The following is a 16,935-nucleotide window of genomic DNA, read 5'->3' as shown; positions in this document are numbered from 1 at the left end:
ATACAAAAAACCTAGGAATAGTTTCCTAGGTTTTTTGATTATTGTTGTCCTCGAGGATTTTGATTTTGTCGAGGATTTTGTTGAGGAGGTTGATTCGTATTTGGTATCGAAGGATTTTGGGTGGTATTAGAGTTAGTAGCTTCAGTGACAGAGGTTTGGTTTTCTGTTGTTGCGTTTGAAATTTCTGTAATAGGCTGTTGAGGAGTTTGAGTTATCCAATTATTACGTGCACCATTCTTAAAGATGTAATCTCCACTTCTATAGAGTCCTTCTGGCATGGTCCAATCACCGGGATGGTCATCCTCGGCTAGATACTGCATCATTGAACGATAGATGCTAGTGGCAACAGTAAAGCCATCACCAACGATTGGAGTAAGGCGGTTTGAGTAACCGGTCCAGACTGCCATTGAATACTTACGGGTATAACCAACAAACATTTCATCAGGAGCGACATATTGATCGGTTTTGATATGATTCTCAATTTCAGCATCAGTATAGTTTGATGTACCAGTTTTACCGGCTTGAGGTAACCAAGAAATGTAAGCACCAGTACCGTTTCCATAATATAGTACTGTTTTCATCATCTCGGTCATCATATAAGCTGTTGTTTCTTTCATAGCACGAGTACCTTGATCAGAAAACTCTTTTGAACTACCGTCGCTAAAGACAATTTTATTGATATACATTGGTTTGTGATAGATACCACCGTTAGCAAATGCAGCATAGGCGGCAGCCATTTTTTCACTACTTGCACCGTACTGTTTACCTGATTCAGTCGTATTACTTGAAATTGCGTTTGCATATACCATGGTTGGATAATCAATGCCAAGTCCGTTTAAGAATTTTTTGGCTTTATCGAGTCCAACTCTATCGAGAGTTTCAACTGCTGGTACGTTACGAGATTGTTGGATAGCAGTTTGAAGAGTGATGTTACCATAATAGCCACGATCCCAGTTGTAGACTGGAGTGCTAGTACCTGGGAAGTTATATGGTACATCCTTAAGCATATAAGCAGTTGAGTCATAGATATCGTACTCAAGTGCAGGTGCATAGTCCGTAATTGGTTTCATAGTTGAACCCCAGTCACGGTTTGTTTCCACTGCTTGGTTAGTACCAAAGGATACATTGCTAGCTTGGTGACGAGATCCGAGTTGGGCAATAACTTTACCATTTGATACATCAATGATAGTAGAAGCTGCTTGGATATCATCATCAGGATAGTTTACGTATTGATCAGTATTATAGACGTCCCAAAGGTGTTTTTGTACCTCTTGGTCGACGTTTGTATAGACTTCCATACCTGTTGTTAATAGATTATAACCTGTCTCTTGTTCTACTTGGTCAATAACCTCTTTAAGATAGTTATCCATGTACTGTGGATAGCTATTAACAGATTTTAGACTTTGAAGTCCATCTGTGATTGGAGTATTGATGGCTGCTTCATATTGTTCGGCTGTAAGGTATCCTTGTCTTTGCATTTCTGACAAAACAAGGTTTCGTCTTTCAAGGGCAGCTTCAGGATGAGAATAAGGATCGTATTGATTTGGAGCCTGTGGCATACCTGCTAAGAGTGCTAGCTGAGGAATGGATAAGTCTTTGAGGTCCTTACCATAATAGTTTTCCGCAGCTGTCTGCATACCATAGTTACCGTTTGACATGTAGACCTTATTGATGTAATAGGTCAAGATCTCTTGCTTAGTCGCAGTTCGTTCTAGCTGGATAGCTAACCAAGCCTCTTGAACTTTACGGGATAGGGTTTGATCAGCTGTCGATGTTGAAAAGTAAGTTAATTTAATTAACTGCTGAGTCAAAGTTGATCCACCTTGAAGACCACTATTGCTTCGAAGGTTACGAAGGAATGCTCCTGCTATACGAATGCTATCAATTCCTCTGTGGTTAAAGAAACGGTGATCCTCGATAGAGACAATCGCATTGACAAGATCAGTAGGAATATCACTACTTTGAGCATTAACACGACGTTCCGAACCTAAATCTGCGATTAGTTCATTTTTGCTATCATAAATTTTACTTGATGTAGTTGCAACAAGTTTACTCTCGGAAAGTTCAGGAGCTTTGTTTGCATAGTAAAGAAATACACCACCACCAAGTAGGAAAGCTGCGATAAATAAGCTAATTACACCAATGCCAAGGTATTTAGCGATGCGTAAGATAGTTTGTTTGTTCATATTGTTTTACCACCTAGTAAATGTTGTTTGACTGTATCAAGGTAAGGAATTTGTGGAAAGGCAGACTGCTCAATCACATAACCGAATTCTTTGATATAGTCAAGCGGCATTGACTTTTTACCCATATCCTGATGATAAAAACGGATGAGGTCAAGTGCCGGCAATAAATACGTTTCTTGATAAGAAGAAAAATGAAGAAGGACAAAGCAAATCCCTTTTTGATCAAGGACTTGTTCCATATGCCGAATCTGATGAGGATGGAAGTTCTTCATCGGAATCGCATGTTTTTGCTTGGTTTCCTTGGCTTCGAAATCGATGTAAAACCCTTCATAAACTCCAGAATAATCGGTAGTTGATGCTTGTCTAAAATAAGCTTCAACAATCTTAGCACGACTACGCTGAGGATAGTCTACGCGGACAATCTGAACAGGAGTTGGTTTTTTATGGATGACAGCCAAACCGTGTGTCAGATAATACTCGTTTGTAGCATTGATCATCTTTTCAAAGGTCATCCCACGATTTGCGAAATTTTTAGTTTGTGAGGAGACTTGTTGTTTTTTTTTTGATGAAAGTTTATGAGGATAGTTGACCATAATTCTCCTTATTGGTACAATAACATCACTCTATTATACCATAAAGGTGCACAGAAAGGGTGAAAAAATGCATACAGCCTTGGTTTTAGGATACTCAGCTTTTGATTTAGGATTGTTAAATGAAAAGGATATTCGGTTAAAAATTATCAAAAAAGCCATTCGTAGAGATTTGGAAAGATTAGCTGAGGAAGGGTTAAAATGGCTAGTTTTCACAGGCTCTCTTGGTTTTGAACACTGGGTCTTAGAAGTAGCTAGAGACATGAAGGAGGCCTATGGATTTCAACTAGCGACTATTTTTGATTTTGAGACACATGGATCAAACTGGAATGAGGCTAACCAGGTCAAATTGAGTGATTTTAAACAGGTCGATTTTGTCAAATATGCCTATCCAACTTATGAGCACAAAGGCCAATTGAGAGATTATCAGATTTTTTTACTCGAAAATACGGATGGCGCCTATATTTTTTACGACGAAGATAACGAAACAAAAATGAGATTTTTTTACGAACTGATGAAAAAGAAAGACAACTATATGACAAAAAGATTAACATTTGAGGAATTAAACGAAATAGCCGAAAATTTTTCCGAAAATTGAGGCTTTGACCTTGCTTTTTGTTTGCCTTTTTTTATATAATAATACTAGTAACTGAGAATGGAGAGAGACATGGCAAGTATTATTTTTACAGCAAAGGATATTTTTGAGCAGGATTTTGGAAGAGAAGTACGTGGATACAGTAAAGCAGAGGTAGATGAATTCTTAGATGACGTTATCAAGGACTATGAAACCTATGCAGCGTTGGTTAAATCACTACGTTTGGAAGTCGCAGAATTGAAAGAGCAATTGGCGAACAAACCTCAGGCGGCACCTGTATCTGTAACGTCTGAACCTGCTGAGTTTGGAAGTACGACTTCTATGACTAATTTTGATATCCTGAAACGCTTGAATCGTCTTGAAAAAGAAGTATTTGGCAAACAAATTGTAGAAAATTCTGATTTCTAAGAATTATACAGTTGTGCAATTTTTGGATAATCGCGTGGAGAGTTTATCTTTTCATGAGGAAAGTCCATGCTAGCACAGGCTGTGATGCCTGTAGTGTTTGTGCTAGGCGAAACCATAAGCCTAGGGACGAGAAATCGTTACGGCGAGTGAATAGACTAAGTTTTCGGATATGTTTTAGTAGCTCTGAAAGTGCCACAGTGACGAAGTCTCTCTGGAAACAGAGAGAGTGGAACGCGGTAAACCCCTCAAGCTAGCAACCCAAATTTTGGTCGGGGCATGGAGTGCGCGGAAACGAACGTAGTACTCTGACTGCTAGCAGCTTCTAGCTGTTAGTGGTAGACAGATGATTATCGAAAGAAGTGGTCCTAGTCACTTCTGGAACAAAACATGGCTTATAGAAAATTGCATATAGGTTGGGGCTGAGAAATTTTCTCAACCTCATTTTTTAAAGGTGAACAAGAGAAAGGTCTTTAAAGACTGACATGAAACAAACATTTAATATAATAGCGACTGCTGCAGCGGGTTTAGAGGCTGTTGTAGGTCGTGAAGTGCGTGCACTTGGCTATGATTGTCAAGTTGAGAATGGTCGCGTTCGCTTTGAAGGAGATGTGAAGACAATTGTTGAAAGCAATCTGTGGCTACGAGCTGCTGATAGGATTAAGATTGTTGTTGGGACTTTTCCCGCAAAAACATTTGAAGAGCTTTTTCAAGGAGTTTTTGCCTTAGATTGGGAAAACTATCTTCCACTCGGAGCACGTTTCCCAATCTCTAAGGCTAAGTGTGTCAAATCAAAACTTCATAATGAACCTAGTGTCCAAGCTATTTCTAAAAAGGCAGTTGTCAAGAAATTGCAGAAACATTATGCTCGACCAGAAGGTGTTCCGCTGATGGAAAATGGTCCAGAGTTTAAAATAGAGGTTTCAATTCTTAAAGATATTGCGACTATCATGATTGACACGACAGGTTCTAGTCTTTTCAAACGTGGTTATCGTACTGAAAAAGGTGGGGCTCCTATTAAAGAGAACATGGCAGCAGCAATTCTGCAATTATCAAACTGGTATCCTGATAAACCCTTGATTGATCCGACCTGCGGTTCAGGAACCTTCTGTATTGAGGCAGCTATGATTGCTCGTAATATGGCGCCAGGCTTACGCCGTTCCTTTGCTTTCGAGGATTGGAACTGGGTTAGCGACCGGTTAATTCAGCAAATTCGTACGGAAGCTAGCAAGAAGATTAATCGTGAAATTGAGCTAGACATCATGGGCTGTGATATCGATGGCCGCATGGTGGAAATTGCTAAGGCAAATGCTCAGGCTGCGGGAGTTTCTAAGGGTATCCACTTTAAGCAGATGCGCGTGCAGGATTTGCGAACGGACAAGATCAATGGAGTTATTATTTCGAATCCACCGTATGGAGAACGCTTGTCAGATGATGCAGGAGTAACCAAGCTCTATGCTGAGATGGGAGAAGTATTTGCCCCCCTTAAAACATGGAGTAAATTTATCCTGACTAGTGATGAAGCTTTTGAAAGTAAATATGGTAGTCAGGCAGATAAAAAACGGAAACTCTATAACGGTACCTTGAAAGTTGATTTATATCAATATTTTGGTCAACGAGTGAAAAGACAAGATGTCAAATTAGAAAGGAATGCAAATGAGTAAGAAAAGACGTAACCACCATCATAAGGGTGAGCAAGAATCTAAATTTGAATTTGAAGAAGCGAAAGATTTAACGGTTGGTCAGGCCATTCGTAAGAACGAAGAAGTTGAGGCAGGTGTAACTCCAGAAGATACGGTCTTGGACAAATATATTAAACAACATCGTGAAGAAATCGAAGCTGATAAGTTTGAAAATTTACAAACAAAAAAAGACCAGCCTGCTCAAAGCTTGGATGATATGATTCAAGAAGTGAGAGAAACGACTGAAAAAGAAAATACATCAAGTTCAGAAGGGGAAACAATTGCAGATGCAGTAGCTGCAGAGACCACGGAGATTGTAGCTCAAGAAGTTGATGCTGAAGAAACAAAAGTTCTCGAGCAACCTTTTAAAAACGAATTGGATGCTGTTGAAATGGCTGAAGTTGCTAATTCGCAAGCTGCAGTAGTTGATGAAGAAACTGACGAACAACTGCAACCCTTGTCTCGTTCTGATCAGCCTATTGAGAAGCCAAAAAGTAAGAAAAAATTGGCAATCCTGTCAGTCATTATTTTAGTCTTCCTCTTAATTTTGGGAGGTTCATATTACGTTTATCGCCAAATTTCTCGTTCTTCTCAAGAAATTCAAACGAAAGCGGCAGATTCAGGTCTGGTAAGTAATCAGTCAGTTTTGGAACAATTTAATACTCTCTACGATACATTCTATACCGATGAAAACAAAACGGCTCTTAAAAATAGCCAGTTTAGTCAACTGAATCAATTGAAGGAGCTTCTGGATAAACTTGAGGGAGCGAGAGAATATACTCTTGCCAAATCAAAATATGATAGCTTGGAAACTCAGATAAAAGCAATTCAAGAAGTTAATTCTCAATTTGAAACTCCAGCTATTACAGATGGTGTCTTGGATACAAACGCAAAAATCAAAGCAGACGCGAAATTTACAGATATCAAAACTGGAAATACAGAAATTGATAAATTGCTAGATAAAGCAATCAGTCTTGGTAAGAGTCAACTAGCAAGTACGACGACAGATTCGACAACAGCAGCGAGCCAGGAAGTGTCAAGTCCAACTACAGAAAGCAGTCCCTCTACTTCAATAAGCGATTCTTCTGCATCTACTAATGGTGGCTTATCGAGTGAAGGCGTTAATTTGCAAAGAGGTGTGAGCCGAGTACCGTACAATCAATCAGCTGTTAATGACAGCAGTAACCCTGCTTGGACATTTGCAGATGGTGTCCTTGAAAGAATTCTTGAGACATCACGTGCGCGTGGATACATCACTGGAAACAAATATATCTTGGAACGTGTGAATATTGTTAATGGCAATGGTTACTACAATCTTTATAAACCAGATGGAACTTATCTCTTTACCCTTAACTGTAAGACAGGTTACTTTGTAGGGAATGGTTCTGGCCATGCTGATGATTTAGACTACTAGTTAAATTGTTATAAAATTCTTTCTTTTCACAGATAAACATGATAAAATAAAACATATTAAATAAGAGGAGTGTCACATGACAAAAGCTAACTTTGGTGTTGTTGGTATGGCCGTAATGGGTCGTAACCTTGCCCTTAATATCGAATCTCGTGGTTATACAGTTGCTATTTATAACCGTAGTAAAGAAAAAACTGAAGATGTGATTGCTTGCCATCCTGATAAAAACTTTGTGCCAAGCTATGATATCGAAAGCTTCGTAAACTCTATTGAAAAACCACGTCGTATTATGCTTATGGTTCAAGCAGGACCTGGTACAGATGCAACAATCCAAGCCCTTCTTCCACACTTGGATAAAGGTGATATCTTGATCGATGGAGGGAATACTTTCTATAAAGATACTATTCGTCGTAATGAAGAATTGGCGAACTCAGGTATCAACTTTATCGGTACAGGTGTTTCTGGTGGTGAAAAAGGTGCCCTTGAAGGTCCTTCTATCATGCCTGGGGGACAAAAAGAAGCTTATGACTTGGTAGCAGATGTTCTTGAAGAAATCTCTGCTAAAGCACCAGAAGATGGAAAACCATGTGTAACATACATCGGTCCTGATGGAGCTGGTCACTACGTGAAAATGGTCCACAATGGGATTGAGTACGGTGACATGCAATTGATCGCAGAAAGCTACGATCTTATGCAACACTTGCTTGGTCTTTCAGCAGAAGACATGGCTGAAATCTTTACTGAGTGGAACAAGGGTGAATTGGACAGCTACTTGATTGAAATCACAGCTGATATCTTGAGCCGTAAAGATGATGAAGGTCATGAAGGACCAATTGTAGACTATATCCTTGATGCTGCAGGTAACAAGGGAACTGGTAAATGGACTAGCCAATCAGCACTTGACCTTGGTGTGCCATTGTCTCTTATCACTGAGTCAGTATTTGCGCGTTACATCTCTACTTACAAAGAAGAACGTGTTCATGCTAGCAAAGTTCTTCCAAAACCAGCTGCTTTCAAATTTGAGGGTGACAAGGCTGAGTTGATCGAAAAAATCCGCCAAGCTCTTTACTTCTCAAAAATCATTTCTTATGCACAAGGTTTTGCGCAATTGCGAGTAGCTTCTAAAGAGAATAACTGGAACTTACCATTTGCTGACATCGCTTCTATCTGGCGCGATGGATGTATCATCCGTTCTCGTTTCTTGCAAAAGATTACAGATGCATACAACCGTGATGCAGACCTTCCTAACCTTCTTTTGGATGAGTACTTCTTGGATGTTACTGCTAAGTACCAACAATCTGTTCGTGACATCGTAGCTCTTGCTGTTCAAGCTGGTGTACCAGTACCAACATTCTCAGCAGCCATTACTTACTTTGATAGCTACCGTTCAGCTGATCTTCCAGCAAACTTGATTCAAGCGCAACGTGACTACTTTGGTGCTCACACTTACAAACGCAAAGACAAAGAAGGAACATTCCACTACTCTTGGTATGACGAAAAATAAGTAGGTCAGCCATGGGGAAACGGATTTTGTTACTTGAGAAAGAAAGAAATCTAGCTCATTTTTTAAGTCTGGAACTCCAAAAAGAGCAATACCGAGTTGATCAGGTAGAAGAGGGACAAAAAGCCCTTTCCATGGCTCTTCAGACAGACTATGACTTGATTTTACTGAATGCTCATCTATGGGATATGACAGCTCAGGATTTTGCAGATAAGTTGAGTCGCACCAAGCCAGCGTCGGTTATCATGATTTTGGATCATCGAGAAGAATTGCAAGGCCAACTTGAAACAATCCAGCGTTTCGCTGTTTCGTATATCTATAAACCAGTCATTATCGATGATTTGGTCAATCGTATTGCAGCGATTTTCCGAGGTCGGGACTTCATTGATCAACATTGTAGTCAGATGAAGGTTCCTACATCCTATCGCAATCTGCGTATGGATTTAGAAAAACACACTGTCTATCGTGGCGATGAGATGATCGCTTTGACTCGGCGTGAGTATGATCTTTTAGCAACCCTTATGGGAAGCAAAAAGGTCTTAACTCGTGAGCAGTTGCTGGAAAGTGTTTGGAAGTATGAAAGTGCGACCGAAACCAATATTGTGGATGTTTATATCCGTTATCTACGTAGCAAGCTTGACGTAAAAGGTCAAAAGAGCTACATCAAAACTGTGCGTGGTGTTGGTTACACCATGCAAGAGTAGTAAAAGTAGTTACAGTTATGTAACTGCTTTTTTAATATCTAAACAAGTTCAAACCGTTTTTTAATTTAATCATTAAATATATTTCTAGCTCGGTGAAACTGAAAGGAAACAATCGCTTTTTTTGTGAAAATATAATAAAATAGAAAGGAATAAAGTTCTAAAATTTTATCTAGAAAAAGATGATTTTCATCTGATAGTAGGATTAAATGACAAAAGAAGTTGGTGTCGGTCAGGCACATAGTAAAATTATTTTAATCGGAGAGCATGCAGTGGTTTATGGCTACCCAGCCATTTCTTTGCCTCTTTTAGAGGTTGAAGTGACTTGTCGAGTGGTACCAGCGGCGACACCATGGCGTCTGTTTGAAGAGGACACCTTGTCTATGGCTGTTTATGCGTCTCTCGAGTATTTAAATATCAAAGATGCTTGCATCCGTTGTCAAATCGACTCGGCTATTCCTGAAAAACGTGGGATGGGATCTTCAGCAGCCATAAGTATTGCAGCCATTCGTGCAGTATTTGATTATTACCAGGCAGAACTTCCGCATGATGTTTTAGAGATTTTGGTCAATCGGGCGGAGATGATTGCCCATATGAATCCTAGTGGTTTAGATGCTAAGACTTGTCTTAGTGACCAACCTATCCGTTTTATCAAGAATGTTGGTTTTGAAGAATTAGCTATGGATTTGTCAGCTTATCTGATCATTGCAGATACTGGAGTTTATGGAAATACTCGTGAAGCTATCCAAGTCGTAGAGAACAAAGGTAAGGAAGCTCTGCCTTTCTTGCATGCATTAGGAGAATTAACCCAAGAAGCAGAAAAAGCTATTCAAACAAAAGATGCCGTGAAGCTGGGAGAAATTCTAACCAAAGCTCATGGAAATCTAAAAGAAATCGGAGTTAGTAGCCCTGAGGCAGATGCCTTGGTTGAAACTGCCCTTGAACATGGAGCTCTAGGAGCCAAGATGAGTGGTGGTGGTCTAGGCGGTTGCATCATTGCCTTGGTTGCTAATGTCAGTCAAGCACAAGAACTCGCAGAAAGATTAGAAGAGAAAGGAGCTGTTCAGACATGGATCGAAAGCCTGTAACAGTACGTTCCTATGCCAATATTGCTATTATCAAATATTGGGGTAAGAAAAAAGAAAAAGAGATGGTTCCCGCGACTAGCAGTATCTCTCTGACTTTAGAAAATATGTATACGGAGACGACACTTTCACCTTTGCCAGCAGATGCAAGCTCGGATGCTTTCTACATCAATGGTCAGTTGCAAAACGAAGCTGAGCATGTCAAAATGAGTAAAATCATTGACCGCTACCGTCCTGAAGGGGCAGGTTTTGTTCGTATCGATACCAAGAACAATATGCCAACAGCAGCGGGTCTTTCTTCAAGTTCCAGTGGTTTGTCTGCCCTGGTAAAAGCATGTAATGCCTATTTCCAATTAGGACTAAATCGTAAAGAATTGGCTTTGGAAGCTAAGTTTGCATCGGGCTCTTCATCTCGTAGTTTTTATGGTCCCTTAGCAGCTTGGGACAAGGATAGTGGAGAAATCTATCCAGTTGAAACTGACTTGAAACTCTCTATGATTATGTTGGTCTTGGAAGACCAGAAAAAACCAATCTCTAGTCGAGATGGCATGAAACTCTGTGTGGAAACTTCGACAACTTTTGAGGAGTGGATTCGTCAGTCTGAACAAGATTACAAGGATATGTTGATCTACCTCAAGGAAAATGACTTTGAGAAGGTTGGAGCTTTAACAGAAAAGAACGCTCTTGCCATGCATGCTACGACAAAAACTGCAAATCCGCCGTTCTCTTATCTCACAGATGCGAGTTATGAGGCTATGGATTTCGTTCGTCAGCTTAGAGAACAAGGAGAATCTTGTTACTTCACCATGGATGCGGGGCCTAATGTCAAGGTTCTTTGTTTAGAAAAAGACTTGGAACATCTATCAGAACTTTTAGGTCAACGCTATCGCTTAATCGTTTCAAAAACAAAGGATTTGAGCCAAGATGACGATTGTTAAAACTTGTGGGAAACTCTACTGGGCTGGTGAGTATGCCATTTTAGAGCCAGGGCAGTTAGCCTTGCTGAAGGCCATTCCCATCTATATGACGGCTGAGATTGAGTCCTCAGAAGTTTATCGACTTTACTCAGATATGTTTACTTATAGTGTAGATATGCGACCGGATTCTTCTTATGCCTTGATTCAAGAAACAGTTGCCTTGGTGGAGGACTATCTGACTGCCCAAGGAGTTGATTTGCAGACGTTTTCCTTGGAGATTCGAGGGAAAATGGAACGTGAAGGCAAGAAGTTTGGTCTGGGTTCTAGTGGTAGTATCGTTGTCTTGGTTATCAAGGCCATGCTTGCTCTCTATGAAAGACCAGCTGAAAGAGACCTCTTGTTTAAATTGGCGAGTGCTGTACTTCTCAAGCGTGGAGACAATGGTTCCATGGGAGACATCGCCTGTATCGTTTCAGAAGACCTGGTGCTCTATCAGTCGTTTGACCGGGAGAAAGTGGCACAATGGCTAGAAAAGGAAGACTTGCCAACTGTATTAGCACGTGATTGGGGCTTTTCTATTAGGAGTGTTGAACCGGCCTTGGACTTTGATTTTCTGGTAGGTTGGACCAAGGAAGTAGCGGTGTCTAGTCACATGGTTAAGCAAATCAAGAACAATATGAATACTAGCTTTTTGCAGGCTTCAAAAGAAACTGTAGACTCTTTGGTGAAGGCATTGCATGAAGGCCAAGAAGAAAAGATAATGGAGCTACTAGAACAAGCTAGTCAACTCTTAGAAAACTTGAGTTCAGATATTTACACCCCTTCTCTCAGACAATTAAAAAATGCCAGTCATGACTTGAAAGCTGTTGCTAAAAGTAGTGGCGCCGGTGGTGGAGATTGCGGCATTGCCCTTAGTTTTGACCAAGACTCGACCACATTACTGAAAAAACGCTGGGCTGATCTAGGAATTGAGCTCTTATATCAAGAAAGGATAGGACATGACGACGAATCGGAAGGATGAGCACATCCGCTATGCCCTTGAACAAAAAAGTTCTTACAATAGTTTTGATGAGGTGGAGTTAATCCACTCCTCACTACCCTTATATGACTTAGATGAGATTGATCTTTCGACAGAATTTGCAGGGCGAAAATGGGGTTTTCCTTTTTATATTAACGCCATGACAGGTGGGAGTGACAGGGGCAGAGAAATCAATCAAAAATTGGCTCAGGTGGCAGAGGCCTGTGGAATTTTATTTGTGACAGGTTCTTACAGTGCTGCTCTTAAGGATCCATCGGACGAGTCTTTCTCTGTCAAGTTAAATCACCCTGACCTTCTTTTCGGAACCAATATTGGCTTGGATAAACCTGTTGAACTGGGGCTACAAACGGTCCAAGAGATGAATCCTCTTCTCTTGCAAGTCCATGTTAATGTTATGCAGGAATTGCTCATGCCCGAAGGTGAGCGTCAATTTAGATTGTGGCAAAATAATCTGAAAGATTATGTTGAGCAAATCTCTGTTCCCCTTGTCTTAAAAGAAGTCGGCTTTGGCATGGATGTGAAGACCATTGCTAAGGCGCACGAGATGGGGATACGTACGGTTGATTTGTCTGGCCGTGGGGGAACTAGTTTTGCCTATATCGAAAATCGTCGTAGCGGTCAACGGGACTACCTCAATGATTGGGGGCAATCGACCATGCAGGCTCTAATCAATGCCCAAGACTGGAAAGATAAGATGGAGCTTCTGGTAAGCGGAGGTGTTCGCAATCCACTAGACATCATCAAATGCTTGGTCTTTGGAGCCAAGGCGGTTGGACTCTCACGCACCATGTTAGAGCTGGTTGAGAATTACTCAGTTGATGTCGTTATTTCCATTGTTGAAGGTTGGAAGGAAGACCTACGCTTGATTATGTGTGCCCTTAATTGTGCAAGGATTGAGGATTTGCAAGAGGTCGACTATCTCCTTTATGGAAAATTAAAAGAAGCAAAAGATCAACTATAAGGAGGTCGGGATTTTGGTCCCGGTCTTTTTATCATTCCTCAGACTGATGTGACATTTTGGTTTTGTGATACAATAAAATAGAGAGGACGGTTACATGAGAAAATTTCAAATTTTTCTATTTATTGAAGCTTGTTTATTGACAGGAGCTCTGATTATGATGGTATCAGAGCATTTTTCCCGTTTTCTGCTGATCTTGCTCTTGTTTTTACTGCTGATTCGATACTATACTGGAAGACAGGGTAATAACTTCATATTAGTGGCAGTGAGCATCCTATTTTTCTTTATCATCATGCTCAATCCCTTTGTCATTCTAGCTGTTTTTATGGCTCTGATTTACAGCCTATTCTTACTTTATCCTATGATGAACCAAGAAAAAGAAGATACCAATCTGATTTTTGAAGAAGTAGTGACGGTAAAGAGGGAGAAAAATCGCTGGTTTGGGAACCTTCATCACTTCTCAAGCTACCAGACTTGCCGCTTTGATGATATCAATCTTTTTCGTCTTATGGGAAAAGATACCATTCATCTAGAGCACGTGATTTTGAGCAATCATGATAATGTCATCATCTTGAGAAAATTAATAGGCACAACCAGAATTATTGTACCAGTGGATGTAGAAGTCAGCCTCAGTGTTAATTCTTTGTATGGAGATTTAACCTTCTTTGACCAGCCTAAGCGAGCTTTGCGCAATGAACAATTCCATCAAGAAACGAGAGATTATCTCAAGAGTCCTAAGAGTGTTAAGATTCTTTTGACAACCATGGTTGGAGATGTTGAGGTGGTGAGAGGATGAAAAAGCAACCCTATATTTTAATTGGACTCACCTCATTTCTCTTTGTTGCTTTTCTATTTCGAAGCATTTTTAAGGTCTTAGATTTGGAGTGGACTTCTCTCTTCCAAGATTTAGAAAAGACAGAAAAAGTCCTATTTCTAGCTTTGATGTTTAGTCTTGCCCTTGCTTTCTTATTGGTCCTATTTTGGACAATGGTTGATGAAATTTCAAGAAGAAGAATCCAAGCAAATCTTAAACGTCTGCTAGCTGGCAAAGATATTAAAAGTCTTGGAGATGCAGATTTAGACGCAAGTTTTAGAAACTTGTCAGGAAAGCTTGGTTTGTTGACAGAAGCTATTCAAAAAGCAGACAATCAGGCCTTAGTCAAAGAAGAAGAGATAGTTGAAAAGGAGCGCAAGAGAATTGCGCGTGACTTGCATGATACGGTTAGCCAAGAAATTTTTGCTGCCCATATGATGTTATCAGGACTCAGTCAACAAGCTTCGAAATTAGATAGAGAAAAGATGCAAACTCAGCTTCAGAGTGTGACTGCTATTTTGGAGACAGCCCAGAGAGATTTGCGTATTCTACTCTTGCATTTGCGTCCTATTGAACTGGAACAAAAGAGTTTGGTGGAGGGGATTCAGATACTCCTCAAAGAACTAGAAGAAAAAAGTGATCTGAAGGTAAGCTTTAAATATCAGGTAACTGCATTACCTAAAAAGATAGAAGAGCATATTTTCCGTATTGTCCAAGAATTGATTAGTAATACCCTTCGGCATGCGCAGGCTTCTTGTCTGGATGTTTACCTTTATCAAACGGAAACGGAATTGCAGTTGAAGGTGGCAGACAATGGGCGCGGTTTTCAACTAGATGATGGAGACGAACTGAGCTATGGTTTACGGAATATCAAAGAACGTGTAGAAGATATGGCTGGGACTATACAATTATTAACAGCTCCCAAGCAAGGTTTAGCAGTGGATATTCGCATTCCTTTGCTTGATTTGGATAAATAAGAGGAAGTAAGATGAAACTATTATTGGTAGATGACCACCAAATGGTGCGTCTGGGTTTAAAAAGTTATTTTGAATTACAAGATGATGTAGAGGTTGTAGGAGAAGCAACCAATGGAGCAGAAGGGGTTTCCATGGCCTTGGAACTCCGTCCTGATGTGATTGTCATGGATATTGTCATGCCTGAAGTCAACGGGATTGATGCAACACTAGCTATTCTCAAAGAATGGCCAGAGGCTAAAATCTTGATCGTGACTTCTTACCTAGACAATGAAAAAATTATGCCGGTCTTGAATGCTGGGGCTAGGGGTTATATGCTCAAGACTTCGAGCGCAGATGAGTTGCTGCACGCTGTTCGTAAGGTAGCAGCTGGTGAGTTTGCTATTGAACAAGAGGTGAGCAAGAAGGTAGAATACCACCGTAATCACGTCGAACTACATGAAGATCTGACAGCTCGTGAACGAGATGTCCTTCAACTAATCGCTAAAGGCTATGAAAATCAGCGTATTGCAGATGAGCTTTTTATCTCCCTAAAGACTGTTAAAACTCATGTTTCGAACATTCTTGCTAAACTTCAGGTTAGTGACCGTACCCAGGTAGCCGTTTACGCCTTTCAGCATCACCTGGTAGGTCCTGACGAATTTTAAGGAAGCTATGATGTAACTTAAGCATGGATGAAAAGCGCATCCATTACTTGAAAAAATTCGCTACTATATGGTATAATGGACTGTATTAAAAATTTTAAGGAGAAATGACAGAATGTCTGTATCATTTGAAAACAAAGAAACAAACCGTGGTGTCTTGACTTTTACTATCTCTCAAGACCAAATCAAACCAGAATTGGACCGTGTATTTAACTCAGTAAAGAAAACTCTTAACGTTCCAGGTTTCCGTAAAGGTCACCTTCCACGTCCTATCTTCGACCAAAAATTTGGTGAAGAAGCACTTTACCAAGATGCAATGAACGCTCTTTTGCCAGATGCTTATGAAGCAGCTGTTAAAGAAGCTGGTCTTGAAGTAGTTGCTCAACCAAAAATTGACGTAACTTCTATGGAAAAAGGTCAAGACTGGGTTATTACTGCAGAAGTTGTTACAAAACCTGAAGTTAAATTGGGTGAATACAAAAACCTTGAAGTTTCAGTTGATGTAGATAAAGAAGTAACTGACGCCGATGTAGATGCACGTATCGAACGTGAACGCAACAACTTGGCTGAGTTGGTAATCAAAGATGGTGCTGCTGAAGAAGGCGACACTGTTGTTATCGACTTCGTTGGTTCTATCGACGGTGTTGAATTTGACGGTGGAAAAGGTGAAAACTTCTCACTTGGACTTGGTTCAGGACAATTCATCCCTGGATTTGAAGACCAATTGGTTGGACATTCAGCTGGTGAAACTGTTGACGTTATCGTAACATTCCCAGAAGACTACCAAGCAGAAGATCTTGCAGGTAAAGAAGCTAAATTCGTAACAACTATCCACGAAGTAAAAGCTAAAGAAGTTCCAGCTCTTGACGATGAACTTGCAAAAGACATCGACGAAGAAGTTGAAACTCTTGACGAATTGAAAGAAAAATACCGCAAAGAATTGGCTGCTGCTAAAGAAGAAGCATACAAAGATGCCGTTGAAGGTGCAGCAATCGATAAAGCTGTAGAAAATGCTGAAATCGTTGAGCTTCCAGAAGAAATGATCCACGAAGAAGTTCACCGTTCAGTAAATGAATTCCTTGGCAACTTGCAACGTCAAGGTATCAACCCTGACATGTACTTCCAAATCACTGGAACTACTCAAGAAGACCTTCACAAACAATACGAAGCAGAAGCTGAGTCACGTACGAAGACTAACCTTGTAATCGAAGCTGTTGCGAAAGCTGAAGGATTTGACGCTACTGAAGAAGAAATCCAAAAAGAAATCGAGCAATTGGCTGCAGACTACAACATGGAAGTTGCTCAAGTACAAAGCTTGCTTTCAGCTGATATGTTGAAACACGATATCACAATCAAAAAAGCTGTTGAATTGATCACAAGCACTGCAACAGTAAAATAATCTGAAAAGATAAAAAGCCCACCGGATTCGGTGG

General features: G+C 40.3%; 16 protein-coding genes and 1 other RNA gene. 15 read left to right on the top strand and 2 right to left on the bottom strand.

Annotation, left to right across the window (positions count from 1 at the left end):
• Window positions 1–38: 38 nt before the first annotated feature.
• Window positions 39–2,186, bottom strand: coding sequence for a penicillin-binding protein PBP1A (gene pbp1a / locus ACTO1Y_RS04615; RefSeq protein ID WP_441348516.1), 2,148 nt, complete (start codon window positions 2,184–2,186; stop codon window positions 39–41).
• Window positions 2,183–2,779, bottom strand: a complete 597-nt coding sequence (gene recU, locus ACTO1Y_RS04610) for a Holliday junction resolvase RecU (RefSeq protein ID WP_441348515.1) — start codon at window positions 2,777–2,779, stop codon at window positions 2,183–2,185. Before recU ends, pbp1a begins: the two co-directional genes overlap by 4 nt.
• Window positions 2,780–2,846: 67 nt before the next feature.
• Between recU and ACTO1Y_RS04605 the strand changes: the two genes are divergently transcribed.
• The 15 genes from ACTO1Y_RS04605 to tig all read left to right on the top strand — a co-directional run bounded on the left by ACTO1Y_RS04605 (window position 2,847) and on the right by tig (window position 16,901).
• Entirely contained in the window at window positions 2,847–3,374 is a 528-nt protein-coding gene (locus ACTO1Y_RS04605) for an SLOG family protein (protein WP_441348514.1), read from the top strand.
• A 69-nt stretch (window positions 3,375–3,443) separates the two neighbouring features.
• The gene (gene gpsB / locus ACTO1Y_RS04600; protein ID WP_441348513.1) at window positions 3,444–3,779 is read left to right on the top strand and encodes a cell division regulator GpsB; all 336 of its coding nucleotides are present in this window, start codon (window positions 3,444–3,446) and stop codon (window positions 3,777–3,779) included.
• Window positions 3,780–3,797: 18 nt separating this feature from the next.
• An RNA gene (rnpB, locus tag ACTO1Y_RS04595) (RNase P RNA component class B) lies at window positions 3,798–4,179 on the top strand.
• Window positions 4,180–4,261: 82 nt separating this feature from the next.
• A complete protein-coding gene (locus tag ACTO1Y_RS04590) occupies window positions 4,262–5,440 on the top strand; it encodes a THUMP domain-containing class I SAM-dependent RNA methyltransferase (protein ID WP_441348512.1) in 1,179 nt (392 codons plus the stop codon).
• Window positions 5,433–6,872 carry a cell division site-positioning protein MapZ gene (mapZ, locus tag ACTO1Y_RS04585; protein ID WP_006150220.1) on the top strand — a complete coding sequence of 480 codons (1,440 nt, stop codon included), beginning with the start codon at window positions 5,433–5,435 and terminating at the stop codon, window positions 6,870–6,872. The genes ACTO1Y_RS04590 and mapZ overlap by 8 nt, the downstream gene beginning before the upstream one ends.
• Window positions 6,873–6,948: 76 nt before the next feature.
• Window positions 6,949–8,373 carry an NADP-dependent phosphogluconate dehydrogenase gene (gndA, locus tag ACTO1Y_RS04580; RefSeq protein ID WP_006150418.1) on the top strand — a complete coding sequence of 475 codons (1,425 nt, stop codon included), beginning with the start codon at window positions 6,949–6,951 and terminating at the stop codon, window positions 8,371–8,373.
• A gap of 11 nt (window positions 8,374–8,384) precedes the next feature.
• Window positions 8,385–9,074, top strand: a complete 690-nt coding sequence (locus ACTO1Y_RS04575) for a response regulator transcription factor (RefSeq protein WP_441348511.1) — start codon at window positions 8,385–8,387, stop codon at window positions 9,072–9,074.
• 206 nt (window positions 9,075–9,280) lie between these two features.
• Window positions 9,281–10,159 (top strand): mevalonate kinase, encoded by an 879-nt coding sequence (mvk, locus tag ACTO1Y_RS04570; RefSeq protein WP_235083847.1) that lies wholly within the window; start codon window positions 9,281–9,283, stop codon window positions 10,157–10,159.
• Window positions 10,141–11,094: a diphosphomevalonate decarboxylase gene (gene mvaD, locus ACTO1Y_RS04565; RefSeq protein ID WP_441348510.1), complete on the top strand. Its 954-nt coding sequence runs from the start codon at window positions 10,141–10,143 to the stop codon at window positions 11,092–11,094. The genes mvk and mvaD overlap by 19 nt, the downstream gene beginning before the upstream one ends.
• Window positions 11,081–12,094, top strand: coding sequence for a phosphomevalonate kinase (locus ACTO1Y_RS04560; protein WP_441348509.1), 1,014 nt, complete (start codon window positions 11,081–11,083; stop codon window positions 12,092–12,094). Before mvaD ends, ACTO1Y_RS04560 begins: the two co-directional genes overlap by 14 nt.
• Window positions 12,072–13,073 (top strand): type 2 isopentenyl-diphosphate Delta-isomerase, encoded by a 1,002-nt coding sequence (gene fni / locus ACTO1Y_RS04555; RefSeq protein ID WP_441348508.1) that lies wholly within the window; start codon window positions 12,072–12,074, stop codon window positions 13,071–13,073. Before ACTO1Y_RS04560 ends, fni begins: the two co-directional genes overlap by 23 nt.
• Before the next feature lie 94 nt (window positions 13,074–13,167).
• Window positions 13,168–13,866 (top strand): cell wall-active antibiotics response protein LiaF, encoded by a 699-nt coding sequence (gene liaF / locus ACTO1Y_RS04550; protein WP_303943475.1) that lies wholly within the window; start codon window positions 13,168–13,170, stop codon window positions 13,864–13,866.
• Window positions 13,863–14,861: a sensor histidine kinase gene (locus ACTO1Y_RS04545; RefSeq protein WP_006150180.1), complete on the top strand. Its 999-nt coding sequence runs from the start codon at window positions 13,863–13,865 to the stop codon at window positions 14,859–14,861. Before liaF ends, ACTO1Y_RS04545 begins: the two co-directional genes overlap by 4 nt.
• 11 nt (window positions 14,862–14,872) lie before the next feature.
• Window positions 14,873–15,505, top strand: coding sequence for a response regulator transcription factor (locus tag ACTO1Y_RS04540; RefSeq protein ID WP_254726446.1), 633 nt, complete (start codon window positions 14,873–14,875; stop codon window positions 15,503–15,505).
• A gap of 112 nt (window positions 15,506–15,617) precedes the next feature.
• Window positions 15,618–16,901 carry a trigger factor gene (tig, locus tag ACTO1Y_RS04535; protein WP_006150120.1) on the top strand — a complete coding sequence of 428 codons (1,284 nt, stop codon included), beginning with the start codon at window positions 15,618–15,620 and terminating at the stop codon, window positions 16,899–16,901.
• Window positions 16,902–16,935: the final 34 nt, after the last annotated feature.

Origin of the sequence: Streptococcus sp. V728 (assembly GCF_052077995.1) — a bacterium.
GTDB lineage: Bacteria > Bacillota > Bacilli > Lactobacillales > Streptococcaceae > Streptococcus > Streptococcus infantis_B.
The sequence above is the reverse complement of the archived record's forward strand: the minus strand, read 5'-3'. Positions and strand labels throughout refer to the sequence as shown.

What these genes read in the sequence shown, in the direction of transcription:
- ACTO1Y_RS04575 (WP_441348511.1), top strand. Translation starts at nt 8,385, where the DNA reads ATGGGGAAACGGATTTTGTTACTTGAGAAAGAAAGAAATCTAGCTCAT.
- fni (WP_441348508.1), top strand. Translation starts at nt 12,072, where the DNA reads ATGACGACGAATCGGAAGGATGAGCACATCCGCTATGCCCTTGAACAA.
- tig (WP_006150120.1), top strand. Translation starts at nt 15,618, where the DNA reads ATGTCTGTATCATTTGAAAACAAAGAAACAAACCGTGGTGTCTTGACT.
- liaF (WP_303943475.1), top strand. Translation starts at nt 13,168, where the DNA reads ATGAGAAAATTTCAAATTTTTCTATTTATTGAAGCTTGTTTATTGACA.
- ACTO1Y_RS04560 (WP_441348509.1), top strand. Translation starts at nt 11,081, where the DNA reads ATGACGATTGTTAAAACTTGTGGGAAACTCTACTGGGCTGGTGAGTAT.
- mvaD (WP_441348510.1), top strand. Translation starts at nt 10,141, where the DNA reads ATGGATCGAAAGCCTGTAACAGTACGTTCCTATGCCAATATTGCTATT.
- ACTO1Y_RS04545 (WP_006150180.1), top strand. Translation starts at nt 13,863, where the DNA reads ATGAAAAAGCAACCCTATATTTTAATTGGACTCACCTCATTTCTCTTT.
- pbp1a (WP_441348516.1), bottom strand. Translation starts at nt 2,186, where the DNA reads ATGAACAAACAAACTATCTTACGCATCGCTAAATACCTTGGCATTGGT.
- gndA (WP_006150418.1), top strand. Translation starts at nt 6,949, where the DNA reads ATGACAAAAGCTAACTTTGGTGTTGTTGGTATGGCCGTAATGGGTCGT.
- ACTO1Y_RS04605 (WP_441348514.1), top strand. Translation starts at nt 2,847, where the DNA reads ATGCATACAGCCTTGGTTTTAGGATACTCAGCTTTTGATTTAGGATTG.
- mvk (WP_235083847.1), top strand. Translation starts at nt 9,281, where the DNA reads ATGACAAAAGAAGTTGGTGTCGGTCAGGCACATAGTAAAATTATTTTA.
- recU (WP_441348515.1), bottom strand. Translation starts at nt 2,779, where the DNA reads ATGGTCAACTATCCTCATAAACTTTCATCAAAAAAAAAACAACAAGTC.
- mapZ (WP_006150220.1), top strand. Translation starts at nt 5,433, where the DNA reads ATGAGTAAGAAAAGACGTAACCACCATCATAAGGGTGAGCAAGAATCT.
- ACTO1Y_RS04590 (WP_441348512.1), top strand. Translation starts at nt 4,262, where the DNA reads ATGAAACAAACATTTAATATAATAGCGACTGCTGCAGCGGGTTTAGAG.
- gpsB (WP_441348513.1), top strand. Translation starts at nt 3,444, where the DNA reads ATGGCAAGTATTATTTTTACAGCAAAGGATATTTTTGAGCAGGATTTT.
- ACTO1Y_RS04540 (WP_254726446.1), top strand. Translation starts at nt 14,873, where the DNA reads ATGAAACTATTATTGGTAGATGACCACCAAATGGTGCGTCTGGGTTTA.